Source organism: Massilia endophytica (assembly GCF_021165955.1).
Classification (GTDB): domain Bacteria; phylum Pseudomonadota; class Gammaproteobacteria; order Burkholderiales; family Burkholderiaceae_D; genus Rugamonas; species Rugamonas endophytica.
This window is the reverse complement of record NZ_CP088952.1, coordinates 4,621,034-4,641,132: the sequence shown is the minus strand read 5'-3', so window position 1 is coordinate 4,641,132 and position 20,099 is coordinate 4,621,034. Positions and strand designations below refer to the sequence as shown.

The window sequence follows — 20,099 nt, the reverse complement described above, 5'->3', positions numbered from 1 at the left end:
CGTCCTGTGAACTCAGGCGCGGGTTGCAGAATTGACAGATTGTATCTCTAAGCGGTCCCCCATGAGCCTGATTTGTGCGGGCTGGCGCGCCTGTTCGGCCGGAAAACCGTCCTCGAAGGTGCGGTAGACGCCCGCGATCGACACCAGCTCGGGCGCCATGGACTGCGCAAAAATGCGCGCGCGCTGGTCGCCGGAGGCGCCTGCCAGGGCGCGGCCGTTCAGGGCTCCGTAGACGTGGATGCTGCCGTCGGCAATGACTTCGGCGCCGTTGTTCACCATCGCCATCACCACCAGGTCGCCGCCGCGCGCGTAGATGCGCTGTCCGGCGCGGACCGGGGTATCGATGATCATGGTGCCTGCGAAAGGCGTTGCGGCGGGGGCCGCCGGAGCGGGAGCCGGGGCGGGAGCTGGCGCGGGCGCCGCGGCTGCCGCGGCCGGAGCCTCCTCGCGCTTGCCGCTGTCGAGCGAGAGGCCGTGGGCCTGGATCGCTTCGATCATGTCCGGCGTTGCGTTGCGCACGGCGACGGGATTGAGATTGTATTTCCTGAGCAGGGCGATGGTGGCCGCCCAGTCGATGAGGCTTTCCGGGGCCAGGTCGCCAACGTCGATGACTGCCAGGTCGCCCTCGAAGAAGTCGGATACGCCGCCGGTCATGTGCCGCAGGGCGGCGTCGAGGGCGGAGCCGTCGGCGGTCCGCAGGATGGCGGAAACGGCGACGACGGTGGAAATCTTGATTTCGATAGGCTTCTTTAACGACATGACGAAAGTAAAAATGCGGGCGCGCCCGGGCACCCGCATTCTACTTTGTAAATTCGGCCGTGTGGAGCTTTCATGCGGCTTTCCGGCGTGTCCGGCGCCCCACAGCGGCCTTTCGGGACCTGGCTTTTACGCCGCTTCGCGCCGCAGCTCGCGCGCTGCGGCCACCATATTGCGCAGGGCGCGCTCGGTCTCCTCCCAGCCCCGCGTCTTCAGGCCGCAGTCCGGATTGACCCAGAGGCGCGAGGCGGGAATCACGGCCGCGGCCTTGCGCAGCAGCGCCGCCATCTCTTCCTGCGACGGCACGCGCGGGGAGTGGATGTCGTAGACGCCCGGGCCAATCTCGTTCGGGTAGCGGAACTCGCCGAAGGCATCCAGCAGTTCCATCGCGGAGCGGCTGGTCTCCATGGTGATCACGTCCGCATCCATCGCTGCGATCTGGGGCAGGATGACGTTGAACTCCGCATAGCACATATGGGTGTGGATCTGGGTGCTGTCCGCCGCGGCGCTGGCGCTCACGCGGAAAGCCCTGGTCGCCCAGGCCAGGTATTCGTCCCAGCGGCTGCGGCGCAGCGGCAGGCCTTCCCTCAGGGCCGGTTCGTCGATCTGGATGATGCCGATGCCCGCCGCCTCCAGGTCGCGCACCTCGTCGCGGATGGCAAGCGCGATCTGCAGGGTGGTATCCGCGCGCGGCTGGTCGTCCCGCACGAAGGACCATTGCAGGATGGTGACGGGACCTGTCAGCATGCCTTTCACCGGCTTGCTGCTCAGGCTTTGGGCATAGGCCGCCCATTCCACCGTCATCGGGGACGGACGCGCCACGTCGCCGAAGATGATGGGCGGCTTCACGCAGCGCGATCCATAAGACTGTACCCAGCCGTTGGCCGTGAAGGTAAAGCCCTCCAGCTGCTCCCCGAAGTACTCCACCATGTCGTTGCGCTCCGCCTCGCCGTGCACCAGCACGTCCAGCTCCAGTTCTTCCTGGCGGCGGATGGCGTGTTCGATCTCGGCGCGCATGGCCTGCGCATAGGCTTCGGCAGTGAGTTCGCCGCGCTTCCAGGCGGAGCGCGCGCCGCGGATCGCCTGCGTCTGCGGGAAGGAGCCGATGGTTGTGGTGGGGAAGACCGGCAGCTGCAGCCGTTTTTGCTGCACCAGCTGGCGCTGGGCGAAGGGCGAGGTGCGGCGGTCGGCGTCTTCAGGAAGGGCGGCCAGCCGTTCCGCGACGCGGGCGCTGTGCACCCGCGGGCTGCGGCGGCGGGCGGCAAGCGCCTGGCGGGCTGCGTCGAGCGCAGCTTCAGCGTCCGCAGGCCGGGTCAGCGCGAGCTTCAGGGCATGGAGCTCGGCCAGCTTTTCCGACGCAAAGGCCAGCCAGGAACGGATTTCGGGGTCGAGCCGCTGTTCGGCGGCGAGGCTGTAGGGCACGTGCAGCAGCGAGCAGGAAGTGGAGAGCCACAGCGCGCCGCGCCGCTTTTCCAGCACCGGCGCCAGGCGCTCCAGCGCCGCATCGAGGTCCGTGCGCCAGACGTTGCGGCCGTCGACCAGGCCCACCGACAGCACCTTGTGCGCGGGCAGCCAGTCCGCCACGCTGGCCAGTTCCTGCGGCGCACGCACGCCGTCGATATGCAGGCCGGCCACGGGCAGGCGGCAGGCCAGGCCCAGGTTTTCCTCCAGCGGCGAGAAGTAGGTGGCCAGCAGCAGCTGGGCGCCCGCCTGGTTCAGCTGCCAGTAGCTGGTTTCGAAGGCGTTGCGCCATTCCGGCGGCAGGTCCAGCCCGAGGATGGGCTCATCGATCTGCACCCATTCCACGCCTTCCGATTTCAGCCGCGCGAGAATGGCCCCGTACACCGGCAGCAGGCGTTCCAGCAGTTCGATGCGCTCGAAGCCTCCGCGCGCCTTGCCCAGCCACAGGAAGGTGAGGGGGCCAAGCAGCACCGCCTTCACGCGGTGTCCCAGGGCCTGCGCTTCCGCCACCTCGCCGAACAGGCGCTCGCTGGTGAGGTGGAAGCGGGTCTCAGCAGAGAACTCGGGCACCAGGTAGTGGTAATTGGTGTCGAACCATTTGGTCATTTCCAGCGCTGCGCCGTCCTGGTGGGCATGGCCGCAGCTGCACTGGGCCGCGCCGCGCGCCATGGCGAAGTAGCGCGACAGCGGCGTGGACTCGGGCTCGAAGCCGAAGCGCGCCGGTTCGCAGCCCAGCATCTGGATATGGTTGGCCACATGGTCGTAGAAGGCGAAGTCGCCCGCGGTAACGTAATCCAGGCCCGCGGCCTGCTGCTCGGCCCAGTGGCGGGCGCGCAGGCTGCGGCCTGCTTCTTCCAGTTCGGCTTCAGTCAGCTCACCCTTCCAGTGGCGCTCCAGGGCGGATTTGAGTTCGCGCGCTGCGCCGATACGGGGATAACCAGGGATATGGGTATGGATGGTATTCATGTTGCTGTCACGCTCAGTAAATATTGGTGAAGTAGAGTGTGCAGCAATCCGTTCTATAATAAAAACGAAAGATTTTGCGGATCAACATGAAAATCATTCATTTAACCTGACCATGCTGGAAATTCGCCACCTGCGCACTCTCGCTGCCTTGCGCTCAGCCGGCAGCCTCGTGCGCGCCGCCCAGTTGCTGAACCTTACGCAGTCCGCCCTGTCGCACCAGATCAAACTGCTGGAGGACCGCTACGGCGGCCCGCTTTTCGAGCGCAAGTCCGTGCCCATCGGCTTCACGGCCACCGGTGCGCGCCTGCTGCGGCTCGCGGATGCGCTGCTGCCGGAAATCGAGCAGGCCGAGCGCGATGTGGCCCGCCTCTCCCAGGGCGACCAGGGGCAGCTGCGCGTGGCCCTCGAATGCCATACCTGCTTCGACTGGCTGATGCCCGTGATGGACGAATTCCGCAAGCGCTGGCCGGAAGTGGAGATCGACCTGGTGTCGGGATTCCACAGCGAGCCCGCGGAACTTCTGCGCAGCGGGGCGGCCGATCTCGTCATCGGCTCCGACTACCGCGCGGGCTATGCCACCTTCCCCCTGTTCCGCTTCGAGATCCTGTGCGTGATGGCGCAGAAGCACCGGCTGCAGGCGCAGCGCCGCCTGGCCGCCGCCGACTTCGAGGGCGAGACGCTCATTACCTATCCCGTTCCGGAAGAGCGTATCGACCTCATTCGCGAGCTGCTGCTCCCCAAGGGCATCAATTTCCAGCGCCGCACGGCGGAGCTCACGGTCGCCATCTTGCAGCTGGTGGCGAGCCGCCGGGGCGTAGCCGCCCTGCCCAACTGGGCCATCAAGAACTATGTGGATTACGACTATGTGATGGCGCGCCCCATCGGGGAGCAGGGCCTGTGGAGCGATCTCTTCGTTTCCGTGCCGGAGCCCCTGCGCCACAAGGCCTATGTGGCGGACTTCGTGAACGTGATACGCGAGCAGTGCGCCGCATCGCTGGACGGTATCAAGTTACTCTCGTGACAGTTGGTTAAGTTTTCTGCACAATAGTCCGGGTATTGACGCAGCTCAAACGCTGTTGCTCCCACGAACTTTAAGATGGCAAACCTTGCGCCTGCTCAGCTGAAGCGGCGCTGGCTCCGGGCTCGGGACTTCGCTAGAATGGGTCGGAACCGCTTTTGTATTTTTGATATAACCACCGGAGATTCACATGGATGACGTAGTTATCGTTGCCGCGGCCCGCACCGCGGTCGGCAAATTCGGCGGCAGCCTCGCCAAGATCCCCGCGGCCGATCTCGGCGCGCATGTGATCAAAGGGCTGATCGCGCAAACCGGCATCGATCCCAACCTGATCAATGAAGCCATCCTGGGCCAGGTGCTCACCGCAGGCGTGGGCCAGAACCCGGCGCGCCAGGCAGTCATCAAGGCAGGCCTGTCCAACGCCATTCCCGCCTACACCATCAACAAGGTCTGCGGCAGCGGCCTGAAAGCGACCCATCTGGCGGCCCAGGCCATCAAGTGCGGCGATGCGGACATCATCATCGCCGGCGGCCAGGAGAACATGAGCGCCGCGCCGCACGTGATGAACGGCTCGCGCGACGGCTTCCGCATGGGCGACATCAAGATGACGGACTCCATGATCGTGGACGGCCTGTGGGACGTGTACAACCAGTACCACATGGGCATCACCGCCGAGAACGTGGCCAAGAAATACGAGATCTCGCGCAGCCAGCAGGACGAATTCGCCCTGGCCTCGCAGCAGAAGGCGGAAGCCGCGCAGAAGGCTGGCAAGTTCAAGGACGAGATCCTGCCGCTGGAGATCCCGCAGAAGAAGGGCAGCATCGTTTTCGATTCGGACGAATACATCAAGGCCGGTTCCACGCTGGACGCGCTGAGCGGCCTGCGTCCCGCCTTCTCGAAAGAGGGCAGCGTCACGGCGGGTAACGCGTCGGGCATCAACGACGGCGCGGCAGCGGTGATGATGATGTCCGCTTCCACGGCGAAGAAGCTGGGCCTGAAGCCGCTGGCGCGCATCGCCGCCTATGCTTCCTCCGGCCTGGACCCGGCCTTCATGGGCATGGGCCCTGTGACCGCGAGCCGCCTGTGCCTGAAGAAGGCTGGCTGGACTCCCGAGCAGCTGGACCTCATGGAGATCAACGAAGCTTTCGCCGCGCAGGCCTGCGCCGTGAACAGCGAAATGGGCTGGGACACCAGCAAGATCAACGTCAATGGCGGCGCCATCGCCATCGGCCACCCGATCGGCGCCTCAGGCGCGCGCATCCTGGTGACCCTGCTGCACGAGATGGCTCGCCGCGACGCGAAGAAAGGCCTGGCCTCGCTGTGCATCGGCGGCGGCATGGGTGTGGCACTGGCAGTAGAACGGGAGTAAACAGCAGTCGATTTTCGGTAGAACGCAACAATAATAAGGGGAAGACAATATGGCACGAGTAGCATTAGTAACAGGCGGTATGGGTGGTCTGGGCGAAGCGGTCTGCATCAAGATGGCTGCGCTGGGCTACCGGGTGGTCACCACGTACTCCCCCTCCAATACCAAGTCCGAGGCGTGGCTGGCGCAGATGAAGGAAGCTGGATACAACTTCAGCGCCTATCCCTGCGATGTGTCGGATTTCGATTCGGCGCAGACCTGCGTGGCCGCCATCATGAAAGAGATCGGTCCGGTCGATGTGCTGGTGAATAACGCCGGCATCACCCGCGACATGACCTTCAAGAAGATGGACAAGGTGAACTGGGACGCCGTGATGCGCACCAACCTGGATTCCGTGTTCAACATGACCAAGCCCGTGGCGGATGGCATGGTGGAGCGGGGCTGGGGCCGCATCATCAACATCTCCTCCGTGAACGGCCAGAAGGGCGCCTTCGGGCAGACCAATTACTCGGCTGCGAAAGCGGGCGTGCACGGCTTCACCAAGGCGCTGGCGCTGGAAGTGGCGCGCAAGGGCGTAACGGTCAACACCATTTCGCCAGGCTATATCGGCACCAAGATGGTGACCGAGATTCCGCAGGAAGTGCTGGATTCGAAGATCCTGCCGCAGATCCCGATGGGCCGCCTGGGCAAGCCGGATGAAGTGGCAGGCCTGGTGGCCTACCTGGCTTCCGACGAAGCGGCCTTCGTGACCGGTGCGAACATCGCCATCAACGGCGGCCAGCACATGTCCTGATCCGGCCTCGCCGCCGCAAAACACCGCCCGCCCGGGCGGTGTTTTTTTTGATACAGTGTGCCGTTTCCAACGCGCGCTGTTCCGCCATGTCCCAGCTCCCATCCCTTCCCGCCCTCGACGGGCAAACCCTGCTCCCCGGCGTCAAAGGCCTTCCGCTCACCGCGCCGCTGCGCCAGGCCGATATTGCAAGGCAGGGCTGGAACGTGCTGCGCGGCGATACCAGCTATCCCGTCGCGCTGCTGAAGGAGTCCGCACTGGCGCATAACCTGAACTGGATGCAGCGCTTCTGCGCCCACTTCAACGTGCTCCTTGCGCCGCATGGCAAAACCACCATGAGCCCCCAGCTCTTCGCCGCGCAGATTGCCAACGGCGGGTGGGGCATCACCCTTGCCACCATCCCGCAGGTGCAGATCGCGGCCCGCTTCGGCATCCGGCGCGTACTGCTGGCTAACGAACTTGCCGGCCCATCCGACATCCGCGCCGTGCTCCAGCTGATGAAGGACCAGCCGGACTTCGAATTCTTCGCCCTCGCAGATTCGCTGGAAGGCGTGGCGCGCCTGTCGCAGGCGGTCCAGGCCAGCGGCCTGCAAAGGCCTTTGCCGCTGCTGGTGGAGCAGGGTGCAATTGGCAAGCGCGCGGGCTGCCGCACGCCCGAAGAAGTGCTGGAAGTGGCGCGCGCCATCGCCGCCGCGCCAGGCCTTCACCTGGCAGGCATCGAAGGCTACGAGGGCGTGCTCACGAGCGACGACCGCGCAGCCAGCGTCGTGCGCGTCAACGAGTTCCTCGCGCAGATGCGCGAGCTGCTGAACACCATGGACAGCGAGGGCTTGTTCGGCGGCCCGCAAATCATCATCTCCGCAGGCGGCTCTTCCCATTTCGATCTCGTTGCGCGCGGCTTCGCGGGCATCCAGGGCCTGTCGCGTCCCGTGCTGCCCGTGCTGCGCAGCGGCTGCTACCTGACCAACGACCACGGCCACTACTATCAGGCCACGAAGGAGCTGAGCGAGCGCGAGCCGGAGGCGCCAGCAGGCGGCCTGCAGCCGGCGCTGGAGGTATGGAGCGTGGTGCTGTCCCGTCCCGAACCGGGGCTGGCCATCCTCTCCATGGGCAAGCGCGACGCCTCGCACGATCTCGGCCTGCCGCATCCCCTCTTCGTGCAGCGCAGCGGTGCGGCCGCGCCTGAAGCGCTGCCAGCGGAAGCGGCGATCGTGAAGATGAACGACCAGCATGGCTATCTGCGCCTGCCCGATGGCTACTCCATCGAAGTGGGCGATCTGGTGGGCTGCGGCATCTCGCATCCTTGCACCACCTTCGACAAATGGCCGCTGATGCTGGTGGTGGACGACAGTTACCAGGTGCTGGGCGCCGTCAATACCTTCTTCTGAAACCGTTACAATCTGGGCTTCACGCCGAGAGGAATGCCATGCCAGAACCGCTGAACCACCTGTTCCCGCCGATTACCCCCCTGCGCCACGGCATGATGCCGGTGGACGACATCCACACCATCTACTGGGAAGAAGTGGGCAATCCGAACGGCGTTCCGGTCATCTTCCTGCATGGCGGCCCGGGCGCAGGCCTCTCGCCGCAGCACCGCCGCTTCTTCGACCCGCAGCATTACCGCGTCATCCTTTTCGACCAGCGCGGCGCCGGAAAGTCCACGCCGCTGGGCGAAACGCGCCAGAACACCACGCAGTTGCTGATCGAAGACATCGAGCGCCTGCGCGAACACTTCGGCATCGAGAAATGGCTGGTGTTCGGCGGCTCCTGGGGTTCGACGCTGGCGCTGGCCTACGGCGAAGCCCATCCTTCGCGCTGCCTGGGCTTTGTCCTGCGCGGCATCTTCCTTTGCACGCCGCTGGAGATTGACTGGTTCATGGACGGGGCGCAGTGGTTCCATCCCGAGATCCATGAAGAATTCGCGGCGCCGATTCCGCCGGAGGAGCGCAACGACCTGCTGCAGGCCTACTACAAGCGCATCATGGACGAAGACCCTTCGGTGCATTGGCCCGCCGTGCGCGCGTGGAGCCGCTTCGAAGGCCGCCGCGTCTTCCTGCTGCCGCAGCCGGAGGAACTGCCGTCGGACACCCTGGACCTCGGCGTGGGCCGCCTGGAAGCGCACTACATGGCCCATCTTGGCTTTTTCGAGGAGGAGCAGCTGCTGCGCGGCCTGGACCGCATCGCTCACCTGCCGGCCGTCATCGTGCAGGGCCGCTACGACGTGATCTGCCCGCCCTTCACGGCATGGCGCCTGCACAAGCGCTGGCCGGGCTCCATCGTGAAAATGATTCCGGATGCGGGCCATGGCGCCATGGAAGTGGGCATCAGCCGCGCCCTGGTGGCCGCGACGGAGCAGTTCAAGCGCCTGAACCGTTTCGAATAGCCGGGCAGGCCTGCTACACTTGGGCCCGGGGCCAACATTATTAGAACGATTCATGAACATACAGCTCGGCGATATCGGCCATATCATCCAACTGGCGATCGCGCCGGTTTTCCTGCTTACCGGCGTTTGCACCAACCTCACGGTGCTGATCAACCGCCTGGCCCGCATCATCGACCGCTCGCGCGTGCTGGAAGACCGGCTCGATGTCGCCTACAATGACACCTACCTGAACGAGCTGGATGTGCTGTACCGCCGCTCGCACCTGATCAACTGGTCCATTACGCTGTCCACTGCGACAGGCCTGTTCGTCTGCCTGGTCATTGCGCTGCTGTTCATCGGCGATACCACCAACTTCACCCTCGACAAATACATCGCGGGCATGTTCGTGGCGGGCGTCTTCAGCCTGATCGGCAGCTTCGGCTTCCTGCTGCGGGAGATATTCATCGCCTCCTCATGGATGCGCGACCACCGCCACATTCGCCAGCCCCGCACCGACAACGGATAAGCAATGCACGATTACAAACGCCCTCCCACCCTGCACCGCTACGGCCCGCGCAGCGAACTCGAACTGGCGCTGAGCCAGGGGCAGTTTGTGCTGCGTCCCGCCGCCTCCTTCCTCACGCTCAGCTTCTCGCGGGTATGGGACGCGGACCTGTTCGAGCACTTTGGCGCCGAAGCCTGCCTGGTCATCCACAACACCGAGGAGTTCGGGGAGCGCATCCACCGCGCGGTACAGCGCACCCTGCCCAACTGGGCAGGTATCGACGGCGCCGTCGAATACGGCACGCGCGCGGCCCTGGGCGCCGCCTTCACCAAGGGCACGCAGGAATCGATGGAAAAGGAATGGCAGTTCGCCTGGCGCTCGATGCAGAGCTCCGCATCGCTGAATCCTGTAGTGATCCGCATCGGCAGCCTGGAGAACTTCGCGGAAGTGCGGGGCAGGGACTACCGCCCGTCCTGAAGCTCAGTTCAGGGCCTGGCGCGGCTCGATGGCGGGGCGGGTGGCGGAGGCCGGCCGGTCCAGCCGCGCCAGCACCGCATTCATCATCTTTTCGATATCGCTGCGGATGATATTCGTGCCCAGCAGGCCAGGCACATAGAAGTTGGGCGCCATCTTCCCGCTGTAGAGAATGCGCGTGCCGCCCGTTTCCGGCATGGGTATCAGCTCCCAGCGCGATTCGTAGTGCTTCATGTCGCCGGACACCAGCGAGATGTCGATGGACGACATGGGCTGCTCGGTCGCCCGCACGATCAGGTGGATGGATTTCGATACGAAGAGCAGGCGCGCCGTGCCGAACTGCTCGATGATGACCTCATTGCCATTGCGGGAGAGGACCCGGCAGGACGTCAGGTCCGGCACAAACTCCTCCATATGGTCGTAGCCAGTGAGGATGCGCCATACCGCGGGCAGGGGCGCCAGCACGGCGCCGCTGGCGTCGATCACATACATGGTCAGCGAATCCTGGGTTTCGCGCTTCACGTCCACCTGCAGCTTGGGCAGGTCGGCACGCGGCGCCTGCGCGAGCACGGACACCGGCGCCACAAGGCCGAACAGCAAATACAGCAGAAATCGCTTCATTCTTCCAGCGTAAGGTAACTGGTGGCAGAATACAAGCGCAACGCGCTTCCACTGTTAGTCAACGCACAGAACGATTATTACAAGAAGATGACGACCTATCCCCACCTGCTTGCCCCTCTGGACCTCGGATTCACCACCCTGCGCAACCGCGTCATCATGGGCTCCATGCACACGGGATTAGAGGATCGCTTCTACAACTACGGCAAGCTGGCCGCCTTCTACCGCGAACGGGCGCGCGGCGGCGTGGGGCTGATCGTCACCGGAGGCATCTCTCCCAACCGCCAGGGATGGCTCCTGCCATTCGGCGGCACCATGAACTTCATCGGCGACGTGGTCAACCACCGCAAGGTGACGCGCGCCGTGCATGAGGAAGGCGGCAAGATCCTCATGCAGATCCTGCATGCGGGGCGCTACGGCTACCAGCCCTTCGTGGTGTCAGCCTCCGAGCGCAAGTCGCCGATCTCGCCCTTCAAGCCGCGCGCGCTCAGCGAGAGCGGCATCGAGTCCACCATCCGCGCCTATGTGCGCTGCGCGAAGCTGGCGCAGAAGGCGGGCTACGACGGCATCGAAGTGATGGGCAGCGAAGGCTACCTGCTCAACCAGTTCCTGTGCGCGCGCACCAACCTGCGCACCGACCGCTGGGGCGGCAGCATTGAAAACCGCATGCGGCTGCCGGTGGAAATCGTGTCGCGCATCCGCCAGGCCGTGGGGACCGGCTTCATCATCATGTACCGCCACTCCCTGCTCGACCTGGTGGAAGGCGGCAATACCTGGGAAGAAGTGGTGGCCGTGGCGAAGGCCCTGCAGCATGCGGGCGCCACCATCCTCAACACCGGCATCGGCTGGCACGAAGCACGGGTGCCCACCATCGTGACCTCCGTGCCGCGCGCGGCCTTCGCCGAAGTGGCGGGGCGCCTGCGGCGCGAGGTCACGATTCCGGTCGTGGCATCGAACCGCATCAACATGCCGGACGAAGCGGAGGATATTCTGCGCCGCGGCGACGCGGACATGGTGTCGATGGCACGGCCCTTCCTCGCAGATGCCGCCTTCGTGGAAAAGGCGGCGCAAGGCCGCGTGGACGAAATCAACACCTGCATCGGCTGCAACCAGGCCTGCCTGGACCATACCTTCTCCAACAAGCGCGCCAGCTGCCTCGTGAACCCGCGCGCCTGCCACGAAACGGAACTGGAATACAAACCGGCTGCCGCGAAGCGGCGCATCGCCGTGGTGGGCGCCGGGCCGGCGGGCCTCTCGGCCGCCACCGTGGCGGCCGAGAGGGGCCACGACGTCACGCTCTATGATTCGAGCGGCGCGGTGGGCGGCCAGTTCAAGATCGCCATGCAGATCCCCGGCAAGGAAGAATTTGCCGAGACCATCCGCTACTTCAGCCGCAAGCTCGAACTTACGGGCGTCAAGCAGCAGCTGAACCGGCGCGTCACGCGCGAAGAGCTGCTGGCGGAAGGCTATGACGATGTCATCGTCGCCACCGGCATCAAGGTGCGCAAGCCAGCGATTGAAGGCATCGACCACCCCAAGGTCCTGAGCTACATCGACGTCCTGCAGCACAAGAAGCCCGTGGGCAAGCGCGTGGCCATCATCGGTGCGGGCGGCATCGGCTTCGACGTTGGCGAATACCTGCTGCACGATCCTTCGCTCGGGCTGCCCCTCTCCATCGACCACTGGACAGCCGAATGGGGCGTCGACCTGCACGCCAAGACGGGCGGCGGCCTGGTGCCGCCGGTGCCTTCGGAACCGGTGCGCCAGCTCTACCTCCTGCAGCGCAAGGCCAGCAAGCCCGGCGCGGGGCTGGGCAAAACGTCTGGCTGGGTGCACCGCGCGGTGCTGGCGCGGAACGGCGTCGTCATGCTCGCAGGCGTGAGCTACAAGCGCATCGACGACCAGGGCCTGCACATTGTGGTGGGCGGCGAAGAGCGCCTGCTGACGGTGGACCACGTCGTGATCTGCGCGGGCCAGGACAGCCTGGACGAGCTCATGCCGCCGGAAGGTACGGCAGGCGGGCCCCGCTTCCACAAGATCGGCGGCGCCTCCCTTGCAGCCGAGCTCGATGCCAAGCGCGCCATCAAGGAAGGCGCCACCCTCGCCGCCAGCCTCTGACAACCGCCCGGGCTCAGCTGTGGGGTGGGGCGTTGAAGTCGGCGATGATGTGGTCGGCCATGCCCTTGGCGAGCTCCTGTTCGCCGATGAAGATGCGGCCCGCGCGTTCGCCGCGCAACAGCTCGGCCTCGCTTTCGCTGTGGGTGCGCACCACGGTTTTGATGCCGGGGTTGAGGGCGCGCGCCGTGGCGATCATGGAGCGGACATGGAAGGTGTCGGGCGTGGCGATGACCAGCATCCGGGCCCGTGCAATGTGCGCCTGGATCAGTACCGCCGGCTCACCCGCATTGCCCGCCACCGCCGCCACGCCTTCACGCCGCAGCTGGTCCACTTTCTCGCGGTTCTGCTCGGCCACCACGTAGTGGATGCCCCGCTCGGCCAGCGTCTTCGCAATCCTCTGGCCCACACGGCCATACCCCACCAGCACCACCTGGCCTGAGAGTTTGCTGTGCGCTGTCGTCATCGGCAGCTCGGCCAGCGGGTCGGCGGGCCGGTCGAACTTCGCGGCCAGCAGCTTGTTCTTGCCCAGCCAGCGTTCCAGCGGCCGCGTCGCCGCGAAGACCAGTGGATTGAGCGCGATGGAGATGATGGCGCCCGCCAGGATGAGGCTCTGTCCCTCGTGCGGCATCAGCTTGAGAGAAATGCCCAGCGCCGCAAGGATGAAGGAGAACTCGCCGATCTGCGCCAGGCTGGCCGAGACCATCAGCGCCGTCTTGGCCGGGTAGCGCAGCACCACCACCAGCAGGAAGGCCGCCAGCGATTTTCCGAAGACGATGATGGCGACCACCGCGAGCAGCCGCAGTGGTTCGTTCATCACGATGGACGGTTCGAACAGCATGCCGACGGAAACGAAGAAGAGCACCGCAAATGCGTCCCGCAGCGGCAGCGATTCTTCGGCCGCGCGATGGCTCAGGTCCGACTCGCGCAGCACCATGCCCGCGAAGAAGGCGCCGAGCGCGAAGGAGATGCCGAACAGTTTGGTGGCGGCGTAGGCAATGCCCACTGCCGCCGCGATCACGCACAGCGTGAACAGCTCGCGCGAACCGGTGCGCGCCACCTGCCAGAGAATCCACGGGAAAAGCTTGCGGCCGACAAGCATCATGAAGCCGACGAAGACGGCTACCTGTCCGAGGGTCACCGCCAGGGTGCGCAGCAGGCCCGCATCGCTTGCCGCGCCCGTGGTTTCGCCGCCCAGCGAACCCGCCAGCGGCGGCAGGAGCACGAGCACGATCACCGTGACCAGGTCCTCCACCACCAGCCAGCCGACGGCAATGCGTCCGTTGAAGGAATCGAGAATGCCGCGTTCTTCGAGCGCCCGCAGCAGCACCACGGTGCTGGCCACGGAGAGCGCCAGCCCGAATACGAGGCCGCCGCCGATGGTCCAGCCCCACCAGTGGGCGAGCGCCATGCCCATGCCGGTGGCCGCCGCAATCTGGAGCACGGCGCCGGGAAGGGCGATCTTGCGCACTTCCCACAAGTCGTCCAGCGAGAAGTGCAGGCCGACGCCGAACATCATGAGCATGACGCCGATCTCCGCCAGCTGGCCGGCCAGCGCGGCATCCGCCACAAAGCCCGGCGTGGCGGGGCCAATCAGGATACCGGCGGCGAGATAGCCCACCAGGGCTGGCAGCTTGAGGCGGGTGGCGAGAAAGCCAAGCACAAGGCCGAAGCCCAGCGCCGCGGCGATGGTGGTGATCAGGCTGACGTCATGGGGCATGCGCGCGGGACTCCTTTCGGCATCGGTGGCTGACGCCCGGCCGGACGCCCGTCATCGAGTATAGCGCCCCCGCGCCTGCTCAGCGTTTTTGTACGACGACGCTGCCGATGGAATAGCCCGCGCCGAAGGAGCAGATCACGCCGTAGGCGCCCTGCGGCAGGTCGTCCTGGTATTTGTGGAAGGCGATGATGGAACCCGCGGACGAGGTGTTGGCATAGCTGTCCAGAATGACCGGGGCTTCCGACGGCTCGGCATCGCGGCCCAGGATCAGGCGAGCGATCAGCTGGTTCATGTTGAGGTTCGCCTGGTGCAGCCAGTAGCGGCTCACCTGTTCGACCTCCAGTCCAGCGCTGGCGATGGAGTTCTTGATCATCTCCGCCGCCATCGGGCACACGTCCTTGAACACCTTCCGGCCCTGCTGGCGGAACAGCTTGTCCGGCTTGCCCACGCCGCTCTCGTCGAAGCGGTTCATGAAGCCGTAATTGTTGCGGATATTGTTGGAGAAGCTGGTCTTCAGTTTCGTATCGAGGATCAGGAACTGGTGCTTCGATACCGCGCCTTCCGCCGCTTCGATGACGATGGCCGTGCAGGCGTCGCCGAAAATGAAGTGGCTGTCGCGGTCGCGCCAGTTCAGGTGCCCGCTGGTGATTTCTGGATTCAGCACCAGCACGGCGCGCGCCTGGCCCGTCTGCACCGCCGCCACCGCGGTCTGGATGCCGAAGGTGGCCGAGGAACAGGCCACATTCATGTCGAAGCCGTAGCCTTCGATGCCCAGCGCCTGCTGGACCTCCACTGCCATGGCGGGGTAGGCGCGCTGCATGTTGGAGCAGGCCACCAGCACCATGTCGATATCGGCCGGGCTGCGGCCCGCGCGGTCGAGCGCCTGCTGGGCAGCCTTCACGCAGATCTCCGCCTGCAGCGAGAGTTCGTCGTCCGCCCGTTCAGGTATGCGCGGCACCATGCGTTTGGGGTCGAGAATGCCTTCCTTCTCCATCACGTGGCGGGACTTGATGCCGGAGGCCTTTTCGATGAAGGCGGAGCTGGACGGTTCGAGCGCCGTCACCGTGCCCGCCGCAATGGCGTCCGCGTGCTCGGCGTTGTATTGCTCGACATAGGTGTTGAAACAGGCAACCAGCTCGTCGTTCGAGATGGAGTTCGGTGGCGTAAAGAGCCCAGTACCGCTGATGACGGCTTGTTTCATGCTTGGCTTTCTTGTTCGGTGGAGGCGGTTGTGGGCAGATTCTACCGCATGCAGCCATGCAAAAAACATAGAGGACAGCGCCTAAAACGGCGGCGCCTTTCCCCTGCGGAGCGGCTTATTTGCTGGCCGGGACGGCCGCAGCGAACTTCGATTCGCCCTTCGAAAGCTGCACCGGCAGGCCCTTGAGATGGTTCAGCGCCTGCGTGAGCTGGAAGTCGTCCGTGCCGCCGTATTCCAGCGGCTTGCGGTTCTTCTCCATCGAGAGGATGCGGATCTTCTCTTCGAGTTCGTCGCGCTTGCTCTTCTCGCCTTCGGCTTCGCGGTCGTTGGCCAGGTGCTTTTCCAGGTCGGCTTCGCGCATGCGCAGGCCGTTGATGCCGTCGCCATCCGGCGTTTCGTCCACCAGCAGGTCGGGAGTGATGCCCTTGGCCTGGATGGAGCGGCCGTGCGGGGTGTAATAGCGCGCGGTCGTCAGCTTCAGGGCCGTGTCGGCCGTGAGCTGGCGGATGGTCTGCACCGAACCCTTGCCGAAAGTCTGGCTGCCGATGATGGTGGCGCGGCGGTAGTCCTGCAGCGCGCCCGCAACGATCTCGGACGCGGAGGCCGAGCCGGTATTCACGAGCACGGCGAGCGGAATGCGCTTCACCGCTTCCGGCAGGCGGGCCAGCGCGTCGGTATCGCCGCGCAGGGAGTAGTACTCCGCGCGGCCGTAATAGATCTGCTTCGAGTCCGGCAGCTGCCCGTTGGTGGACACGATGGGCGCATCCTTGGGCAGGAAGGCCGCCGCCACGCCGATGGCGCCTTGCAGCACGCCGCCCGGATCGTTGCGCAGGTCGAGCACCATGCCCTTGAGGTTCGGATCCTGGCGGTAGAGGTCCATGATGCGTGCGGCCAAGTCGTCCACGGTGGGCTCCTGGAACTGGGCCACGCGCAGCCAGGCGTAGCCCGGCTCCACGATCTTCGCCTTCACGCTCTTCTGGTGGATCTCCTGGCGCGTCAGGGTGAAGGTGAGAGGCTGCGCCTCGTCCTTGCGCAGCACCGTCAGGGTGACTTTGGTGTTCGGCTCGCCGCGCATGCGCTTGATGGATTCGTCCAGCGAGAGGCCCTTGAGCGAGGTGGTGTCCAGGCGCGTAATCAGGTCGCCCGGCTTGATGCCCGCGCGCCAGGCCGGGGTATCTTCGATGGGCGCCACGATCTTGATGTAGCCGTCCTCGCTCTGGCCGATCTCCACGCCCAGGCCCACGAACTTGCCCTGCGAGCCTTCGCGCAGCTCGGCGTAGGCCTGCTTGTCCAGATAGGCGGAATGGGGATCGAGCGAGGCGACCATGCCGGAGATGGCTTCGGTCAGCAGCTTCTTGTCCTCGACCCGCTCCACGTAGTCGGATTTGATCAGGCCGTAGACGTCGGCCAGCTGGCGCAGTTCCTCCAGGGGCAGTCCGGGCTCGGCCGGACGCTGTGCCATCGCAGAAAATTGCAGGGAGATGGCAACCCCCGCTACGACTCCCAGGCCCACCAGCCCGGTACTTTTCAGTTTCTTGCCCATGAGTCACCTTCCGAGATTACGGCGGTTCACGCGACGGCCGTAAGCCGAGTATAAACCTGATTCTCAGCAAGCGAGGCAGCCTTTGCGTAATACAACACCGATTTACACAAAGCAGAATGTTGACCCGACAATGTTGCGCGTTTCGGGCGCAATGTATAGGCAGCTTTACGTCGGTAAGCAATTGTAAGAGTCCGGGAAGTCGTGCCAGCCGCGTCCTACACTGGGTTTGTATTTCTCTCTACCCTGAAGTGGTTTTCGCCAGCGCGCCCGCGCTGGCTTTTTTTTGCCCGGAGCATGCATGGAATTCAAACTTTTCAAGAAGACAGCATTTGTCCTCGCCCTGTTCGCCGCTTTCTCGGCCGGCGCCACGCCCCTGATGGAGATGCGCGCGGAGGACCTGCTGCCGATGGCGCCGGACCTGAAGGCCTCCCTCAAGCTCAATGCCAACCAGTCCACGCTCTGGGCCCAGACCGAGAGCAGGACGCGCACCCTGCTCAGGGAAAGGCAGTCGCGGCGTGAGCGCCTTCAGGCCGCGAGCAAACAGGCGCTGGAAGGCAAGGACGTGGAGCTGCGCGACCTGAACGGAGCAATGGAAGCGGAACAGGCGGCGACGGCGGCCGAGGAAAAGCAGCTGCGCGAATGGTGGCTCACCGTGAACGACGCGCTGGACGAATCCCAGCGCCGCGCGGTGGCGGTCTTCCTTGTCGAGCAGCTGCAGCGGGTGGAGGGCCCCATGCGTCCAGCCGCTCCACGTCCGGAAGGCGGGGAGGGGCGCGCGGGCGGCCATCGCGGCGGCCATGGCGGCGCGGGCGGCATGGGCGGAGGCGGACCTGGCCGGAACTGAGGCGCTGTATCAAAAAGTATCGAAAAGTAAAAACGCTGCCCGGCGTGAACTCAGCGTCGTTCCGGGCGTCTAGAATGTCATCGCGGCAATCGTGTCCGGCCAGCCCGCGCCAGCCCGCCGCACGGACCCCCGACCTGAACCTTTCATGAGCAAACTGATACCCCTCGCCTGTGCCGCCATGCTGGCATCCGGCGCCGCCGGCGCGCAGACCGCGCCCTCCGAGAACCCGCAAACGCCGGTACTCGGCAAGGACGGCAAGCCGGTCCAGCAGGTCACCATCACCGGCGGACGCCAGACCGAGATGGAGGAGCGCCGCACTTCCACCGCCGCGAAACAGATCTACGGCCGTGAAGAGCTGGACCGCAATGGCGACAGCAATATCGGCGATGTACTCAAGCGCCTGCCGGGCGTGACGATAGGCGGGCGTCCCGGCAGGGGCGGCGACGTGCGCATGCGCGGCCTGGGCAGCGGCTACACGCAGGTGCTGCTGAACGGCGAGCGTCCGCCGGCGGGATTCTCCATGGAGTCGCTTTCGCCGGACCAGGTGGAGCGCATCGAGGTGATGCGCGGCCCGGTGGCGGAGCACAGCACGCGCGCCATTGCGGGCACCATCAACGTGGTGCTGCGCGAAGGCTATGTGCAGCGCGACAAGCAGCTCAAGCTGTCGGATTCCATCGAGCAGGGCCGCCATTCGCCGAATGTGTCGCTGACGGTTCCCGGAAAATCCGGCAAGCTGAGTTACAGCCTGTCCGGCAGCATCATGCAGAACCGCCAGCACGACCGGGGTGAAACGCATAACGTCGACACCCTGGACGACGGCACGGTGGTCAAGGAGCAGGAGGTGAGCGACCGGAGCTCCGGCATCACCAAGGGCCTGCACCTGACGCCCCGCTTCACCTACAAGTTCGAGAACGGCGACACGCTGAACCTGCAGCCCTTCCTGATGGCGAACCGCAGCGACAGCGGCTCGGACAGCACCCTGGTGCAGCCCGTGGGCCAGATGGCGCCGGAGTACAACTTCGCGGACCAGCAATCGCACAGCAGCATGAGCTTCCTGCGCGGCTTCGGCAACTGGCTGCACCGCATGGACGGCAACGCGAAGCTGGATGTGAAGTTCGGCGGCGGCATCGGCCGCCGCAACTCGGAGTCGCTGCGCAATCAGTACGACAGCGCAGGCACGCTGCTGGAGCGTTTCACCGATACCGATTCCACGCGCGACCGCGGCGTCAACACCGGCGGCAAATACACCCGCCCCCTCGGCCAGGGGCATCTGCTGGCCGCAGGCTGGGAACTGGAGGCGAGCCGCCGGGAACAGACGAAAGTGGAGCTGGACAAGGAAGGCAAGGCGCAGTTTGCGGATTCCGGCGACAACCTCACAGCCGACACCCGGCGCGCCGCCGTCTTCGCCCAGGACGAATGGGATATCACGCCGCAGTTCGGCGTGTACCTCGGCGCGCGCTGGGAAGGCATACGCACCTCCAGCAAGCGAAGCGCAGGCGAGATCGAGAACACCAGCAAGGTGTTCAGCCCCCTGCTGCACGGTGTCTGGCGCATTCCCGGTCACGAAAAAGACCAGGTGCGCGCCAGCCTCACGAAGAGCTACAAGTCGCCGAACGTGCAGGACCTGATCGCGCTGCCCGCGCTGTCGCGCCTGAACAGCGCCACCCGCCCGGACCGCACCGGCAATCCGGACCTGAAGCCGGAGCTGGCCACGGGACTGGACTTCGCCTATGAGCACTACATCGGCCGGAGCGGCATTCTCAGCGCGGGCGGCTTCGTGCGCGACATCGATAACCTGATCCGCCGCGAGCTCACCCTGCGCAACACCGAACTTGGCCCGCGCTGGGTATCCACGCCGGGCAATATCGGCCATGCGCGCACGGCGGGCATCGAACTGGAAGCGAAGTTCAAGCTCACCGAGTTCATGACCGACGCGCCGGACATGGATATACGCAGCAATTACAGCCGCTTCCGGTCAAAAGTGGATGGCATTCCGGGTCCGGACAACCGCCTCGACCAGCAGGCGAAGCAGACCGCAAACCTTGGCCTGGACTACCGCCTGAAGGCCGCTCCCCTGACCCTGGGCGGCAGCTACAACTGGACGCCCGCGATCCGCGTGCAATCGAGCCTGACCCAGACGGTGGAGGTGGGCCGCAAGCGCGCGCTGGACTGGTACGCCCTGTGGAAATTCGACGGACGCACCCAACTGCGGCTTTCTGCCAACAATGTGCTTGCTGAAGATGCAATAGGAAGCAACCTCGTATACGCTAATGGCCTGGCGGCGCGCGCCGATACCCTGAATCCGACGTTCACGGTGTGGAGCCTGCGCCTCGAAACCAAATTCTGATCGTAAGGACAGC

At 65.2% G+C, this 20,099-nt stretch carries 16 protein-coding genes; 10 read left to right on the top strand and 6 right to left on the bottom strand.

The features are described from left to right. Positions 1-12 precede the first annotated feature (12 nt). Together minC and metE are read right to left on the bottom strand one after the other, a co-directional pair. On the bottom strand, positions 13-759 hold the full coding sequence (gene minC / locus LSQ66_RS21220; RefSeq protein WP_231767151.1) for a septum site-determining protein MinC: 747 nt from the start codon (positions 757-759) through the stop codon (positions 13-15). Positions 760-885: 126 nt separating this feature from the next. After that, positions 886-3,183 (bottom strand): 5-methyltetrahydropteroyltriglutamate--homocysteine S-methyltransferase, encoded by a 2,298-nt coding sequence (gene metE / locus LSQ66_RS21215; protein ID WP_231767150.1) that lies wholly within the window; start codon positions 3,181-3,183, stop codon positions 886-888. A gap of 112 nt (positions 3,184-3,295) precedes the next feature. Between metE and LSQ66_RS21210 the strand changes: the two genes are divergently transcribed. From LSQ66_RS21210 to LSQ66_RS21180, 7 genes are all read left to right on the top strand, one after another. Further along, positions 3,296-4,204, top strand: a complete 909-nt coding sequence (locus tag LSQ66_RS21210; RefSeq protein WP_231767149.1) for a LysR family transcriptional regulator — start codon at positions 3,296-3,298, stop codon at positions 4,202-4,204. Between the two features lie 187 nt (positions 4,205-4,391). Beyond that, positions 4,392-5,570: an acetyl-CoA C-acetyltransferase gene (locus LSQ66_RS21205; RefSeq protein WP_231767148.1), complete on the top strand. Its 1,179-nt coding sequence runs from the start codon at positions 4,392-4,394 to the stop codon at positions 5,568-5,570. 49 nt (positions 5,571-5,619) lie between these two features. Beyond that, positions 5,620-6,360, top strand: coding sequence for an acetoacetyl-CoA reductase (gene phbB, locus LSQ66_RS21200; protein ID WP_231767147.1), 741 nt, complete (start codon positions 5,620-5,622; stop codon positions 6,358-6,360). Positions 6,361-6,446: 86 nt separating this feature from the next. Next, a complete protein-coding gene (locus LSQ66_RS21195) occupies positions 6,447-7,745 on the top strand; it encodes an amino acid deaminase (RefSeq protein ID WP_231767146.1) in 1,299 nt (432 codons plus the stop codon). Between the two features lie 38 nt (positions 7,746-7,783). Continuing rightward, a complete protein-coding gene (gene pip, locus LSQ66_RS21190) occupies positions 7,784-8,740 on the top strand; it encodes a prolyl aminopeptidase (RefSeq protein WP_231767145.1) in 957 nt (318 codons plus the stop codon). A 52-nt stretch (positions 8,741-8,792) separates the two neighbouring features. Next, a complete protein-coding gene (locus LSQ66_RS21185) occupies positions 8,793-9,245 on the top strand; it encodes a DUF2721 domain-containing protein (RefSeq protein WP_231767144.1) in 453 nt (150 codons plus the stop codon). 3 nt (positions 9,246-9,248) lie between these two features. Further along, positions 9,249-9,701, top strand: a complete 453-nt coding sequence (locus tag LSQ66_RS21180) for a hypothetical protein (protein WP_231767143.1) — start codon at positions 9,249-9,251, stop codon at positions 9,699-9,701. 3 nt (positions 9,702-9,704) lie between these two features. On the opposite strand, the gene LSQ66_RS21175 is transcribed toward LSQ66_RS21180, so the two are convergent. Next, positions 9,705-10,319, bottom strand: a complete 615-nt coding sequence (locus tag LSQ66_RS21175) for an SRPBCC family protein (protein ID WP_231767142.1) — start codon at positions 10,317-10,319, stop codon at positions 9,705-9,707. Between the two features lie 87 nt (positions 10,320-10,406). On the opposite strand from LSQ66_RS21175, the gene LSQ66_RS21170 reads away from it, so the two are divergent. Further along, positions 10,407-12,434, top strand: a complete 2,028-nt coding sequence (locus LSQ66_RS21170) for an NADPH-dependent 2,4-dienoyl-CoA reductase (RefSeq protein ID WP_231767141.1) — start codon at positions 10,407-10,409, stop codon at positions 12,432-12,434. A gap of 13 nt (positions 12,435-12,447) precedes the next feature. Here the strand turns inward: LSQ66_RS21170 and ybaL are convergent, their stop codons facing one another. From ybaL to LSQ66_RS21155, 3 genes are all read right to left on the bottom strand, one after another. Then, a complete protein-coding gene (gene ybaL, locus LSQ66_RS21165) occupies positions 12,448-14,151 on the bottom strand; it encodes a YbaL family putative K(+) efflux transporter (RefSeq protein WP_231767140.1) in 1,704 nt (567 codons plus the stop codon). A gap of 79 nt (positions 14,152-14,230) precedes the next feature. Further along, positions 14,231-15,352 carry a beta-ketoacyl-ACP synthase III gene (locus tag LSQ66_RS21160; protein WP_231767139.1) on the bottom strand — a complete coding sequence of 374 codons (1,122 nt, stop codon included), beginning with the start codon at positions 15,350-15,352 and terminating at the stop codon, positions 14,231-14,233. 115 nt (positions 15,353-15,467) lie between these two features. Continuing rightward, positions 15,468-16,895 (bottom strand): S41 family peptidase, encoded by a 1,428-nt coding sequence (locus LSQ66_RS21155; protein WP_231767138.1) that lies wholly within the window; start codon positions 16,893-16,895, stop codon positions 15,468-15,470. Between the two features lie 298 nt (positions 16,896-17,193). Here LSQ66_RS21155 and LSQ66_RS21150 point away from each other — a divergent pair, with 298 nt between their 5' ends. Beyond that, a complete protein-coding gene (locus tag LSQ66_RS21150; protein ID WP_231767137.1) occupies positions 17,194-17,739 on the top strand; it encodes a hypothetical protein in 546 nt (181 codons plus the stop codon). A 145-nt stretch (positions 17,740-17,884) separates the two neighbouring features. Further along, on the top strand, positions 17,885-20,086 hold the full coding sequence (locus tag LSQ66_RS21145; RefSeq protein ID WP_231767136.1) for a TonB-dependent receptor plug domain-containing protein: 2,202 nt from the start codon (positions 17,885-17,887) through the stop codon (positions 20,084-20,086). Positions 20,087-20,099 lie beyond the last annotated feature (13 nt).

What these genes read in the sequence shown, in the direction of transcription:
- minC (WP_231767151.1), bottom strand. Translation starts at nt 759, where the DNA reads ATGTCGTTAAAGAAGCCTATCGAAATCAAGATTTCCACCGTCGTCGCC.
- metE (WP_231767150.1), bottom strand. Translation starts at nt 3,183, where the DNA reads ATGAATACCATCCATACCCATATCCCTGGTTATCCCCGTATCGGCGCA.
- LSQ66_RS21210 (WP_231767149.1), top strand. Translation starts at nt 3,296, where the DNA reads ATGCTGGAAATTCGCCACCTGCGCACTCTCGCTGCCTTGCGCTCAGCC.
- LSQ66_RS21205 (WP_231767148.1), top strand. Translation starts at nt 4,392, where the DNA reads ATGGATGACGTAGTTATCGTTGCCGCGGCCCGCACCGCGGTCGGCAAA.
- phbB (WP_231767147.1), top strand. Translation starts at nt 5,620, where the DNA reads ATGGCACGAGTAGCATTAGTAACAGGCGGTATGGGTGGTCTGGGCGAA.
- LSQ66_RS21195 (WP_231767146.1), top strand. Translation starts at nt 6,447, where the DNA reads ATGTCCCAGCTCCCATCCCTTCCCGCCCTCGACGGGCAAACCCTGCTC.
- pip (WP_231767145.1), top strand. Translation starts at nt 7,784, where the DNA reads ATGCCAGAACCGCTGAACCACCTGTTCCCGCCGATTACCCCCCTGCGC.
- LSQ66_RS21185 (WP_231767144.1), top strand. Translation starts at nt 8,793, where the DNA reads ATGAACATACAGCTCGGCGATATCGGCCATATCATCCAACTGGCGATC.
- LSQ66_RS21180 (WP_231767143.1), top strand. Translation starts at nt 9,249, where the DNA reads ATGCACGATTACAAACGCCCTCCCACCCTGCACCGCTACGGCCCGCGC.
- LSQ66_RS21175 (WP_231767142.1), bottom strand. Translation starts at nt 10,319, where the DNA reads ATGAAGCGATTTCTGCTGTATTTGCTGTTCGGCCTTGTGGCGCCGGTG.
- LSQ66_RS21170 (WP_231767141.1), top strand. Translation starts at nt 10,407, where the DNA reads ATGACGACCTATCCCCACCTGCTTGCCCCTCTGGACCTCGGATTCACC.
- ybaL (WP_231767140.1), bottom strand. Translation starts at nt 14,151, where the DNA reads ATGCCCCATGACGTCAGCCTGATCACCACCATCGCCGCGGCGCTGGGC.
- LSQ66_RS21160 (WP_231767139.1), bottom strand. Translation starts at nt 15,352, where the DNA reads ATGAAACAAGCCGTCATCAGCGGTACTGGGCTCTTTACGCCACCGAAC.
- LSQ66_RS21155 (WP_231767138.1), bottom strand. Translation starts at nt 16,895, where the DNA reads ATGGGCAAGAAACTGAAAAGTACCGGGCTGGTGGGCCTGGGAGTCGTA.
- LSQ66_RS21150 (WP_231767137.1), top strand. Translation starts at nt 17,194, where the DNA reads ATGGAATTCAAACTTTTCAAGAAGACAGCATTTGTCCTCGCCCTGTTC.
- LSQ66_RS21145 (WP_231767136.1), top strand. Translation starts at nt 17,885, where the DNA reads ATGAGCAAACTGATACCCCTCGCCTGTGCCGCCATGCTGGCATCCGGC.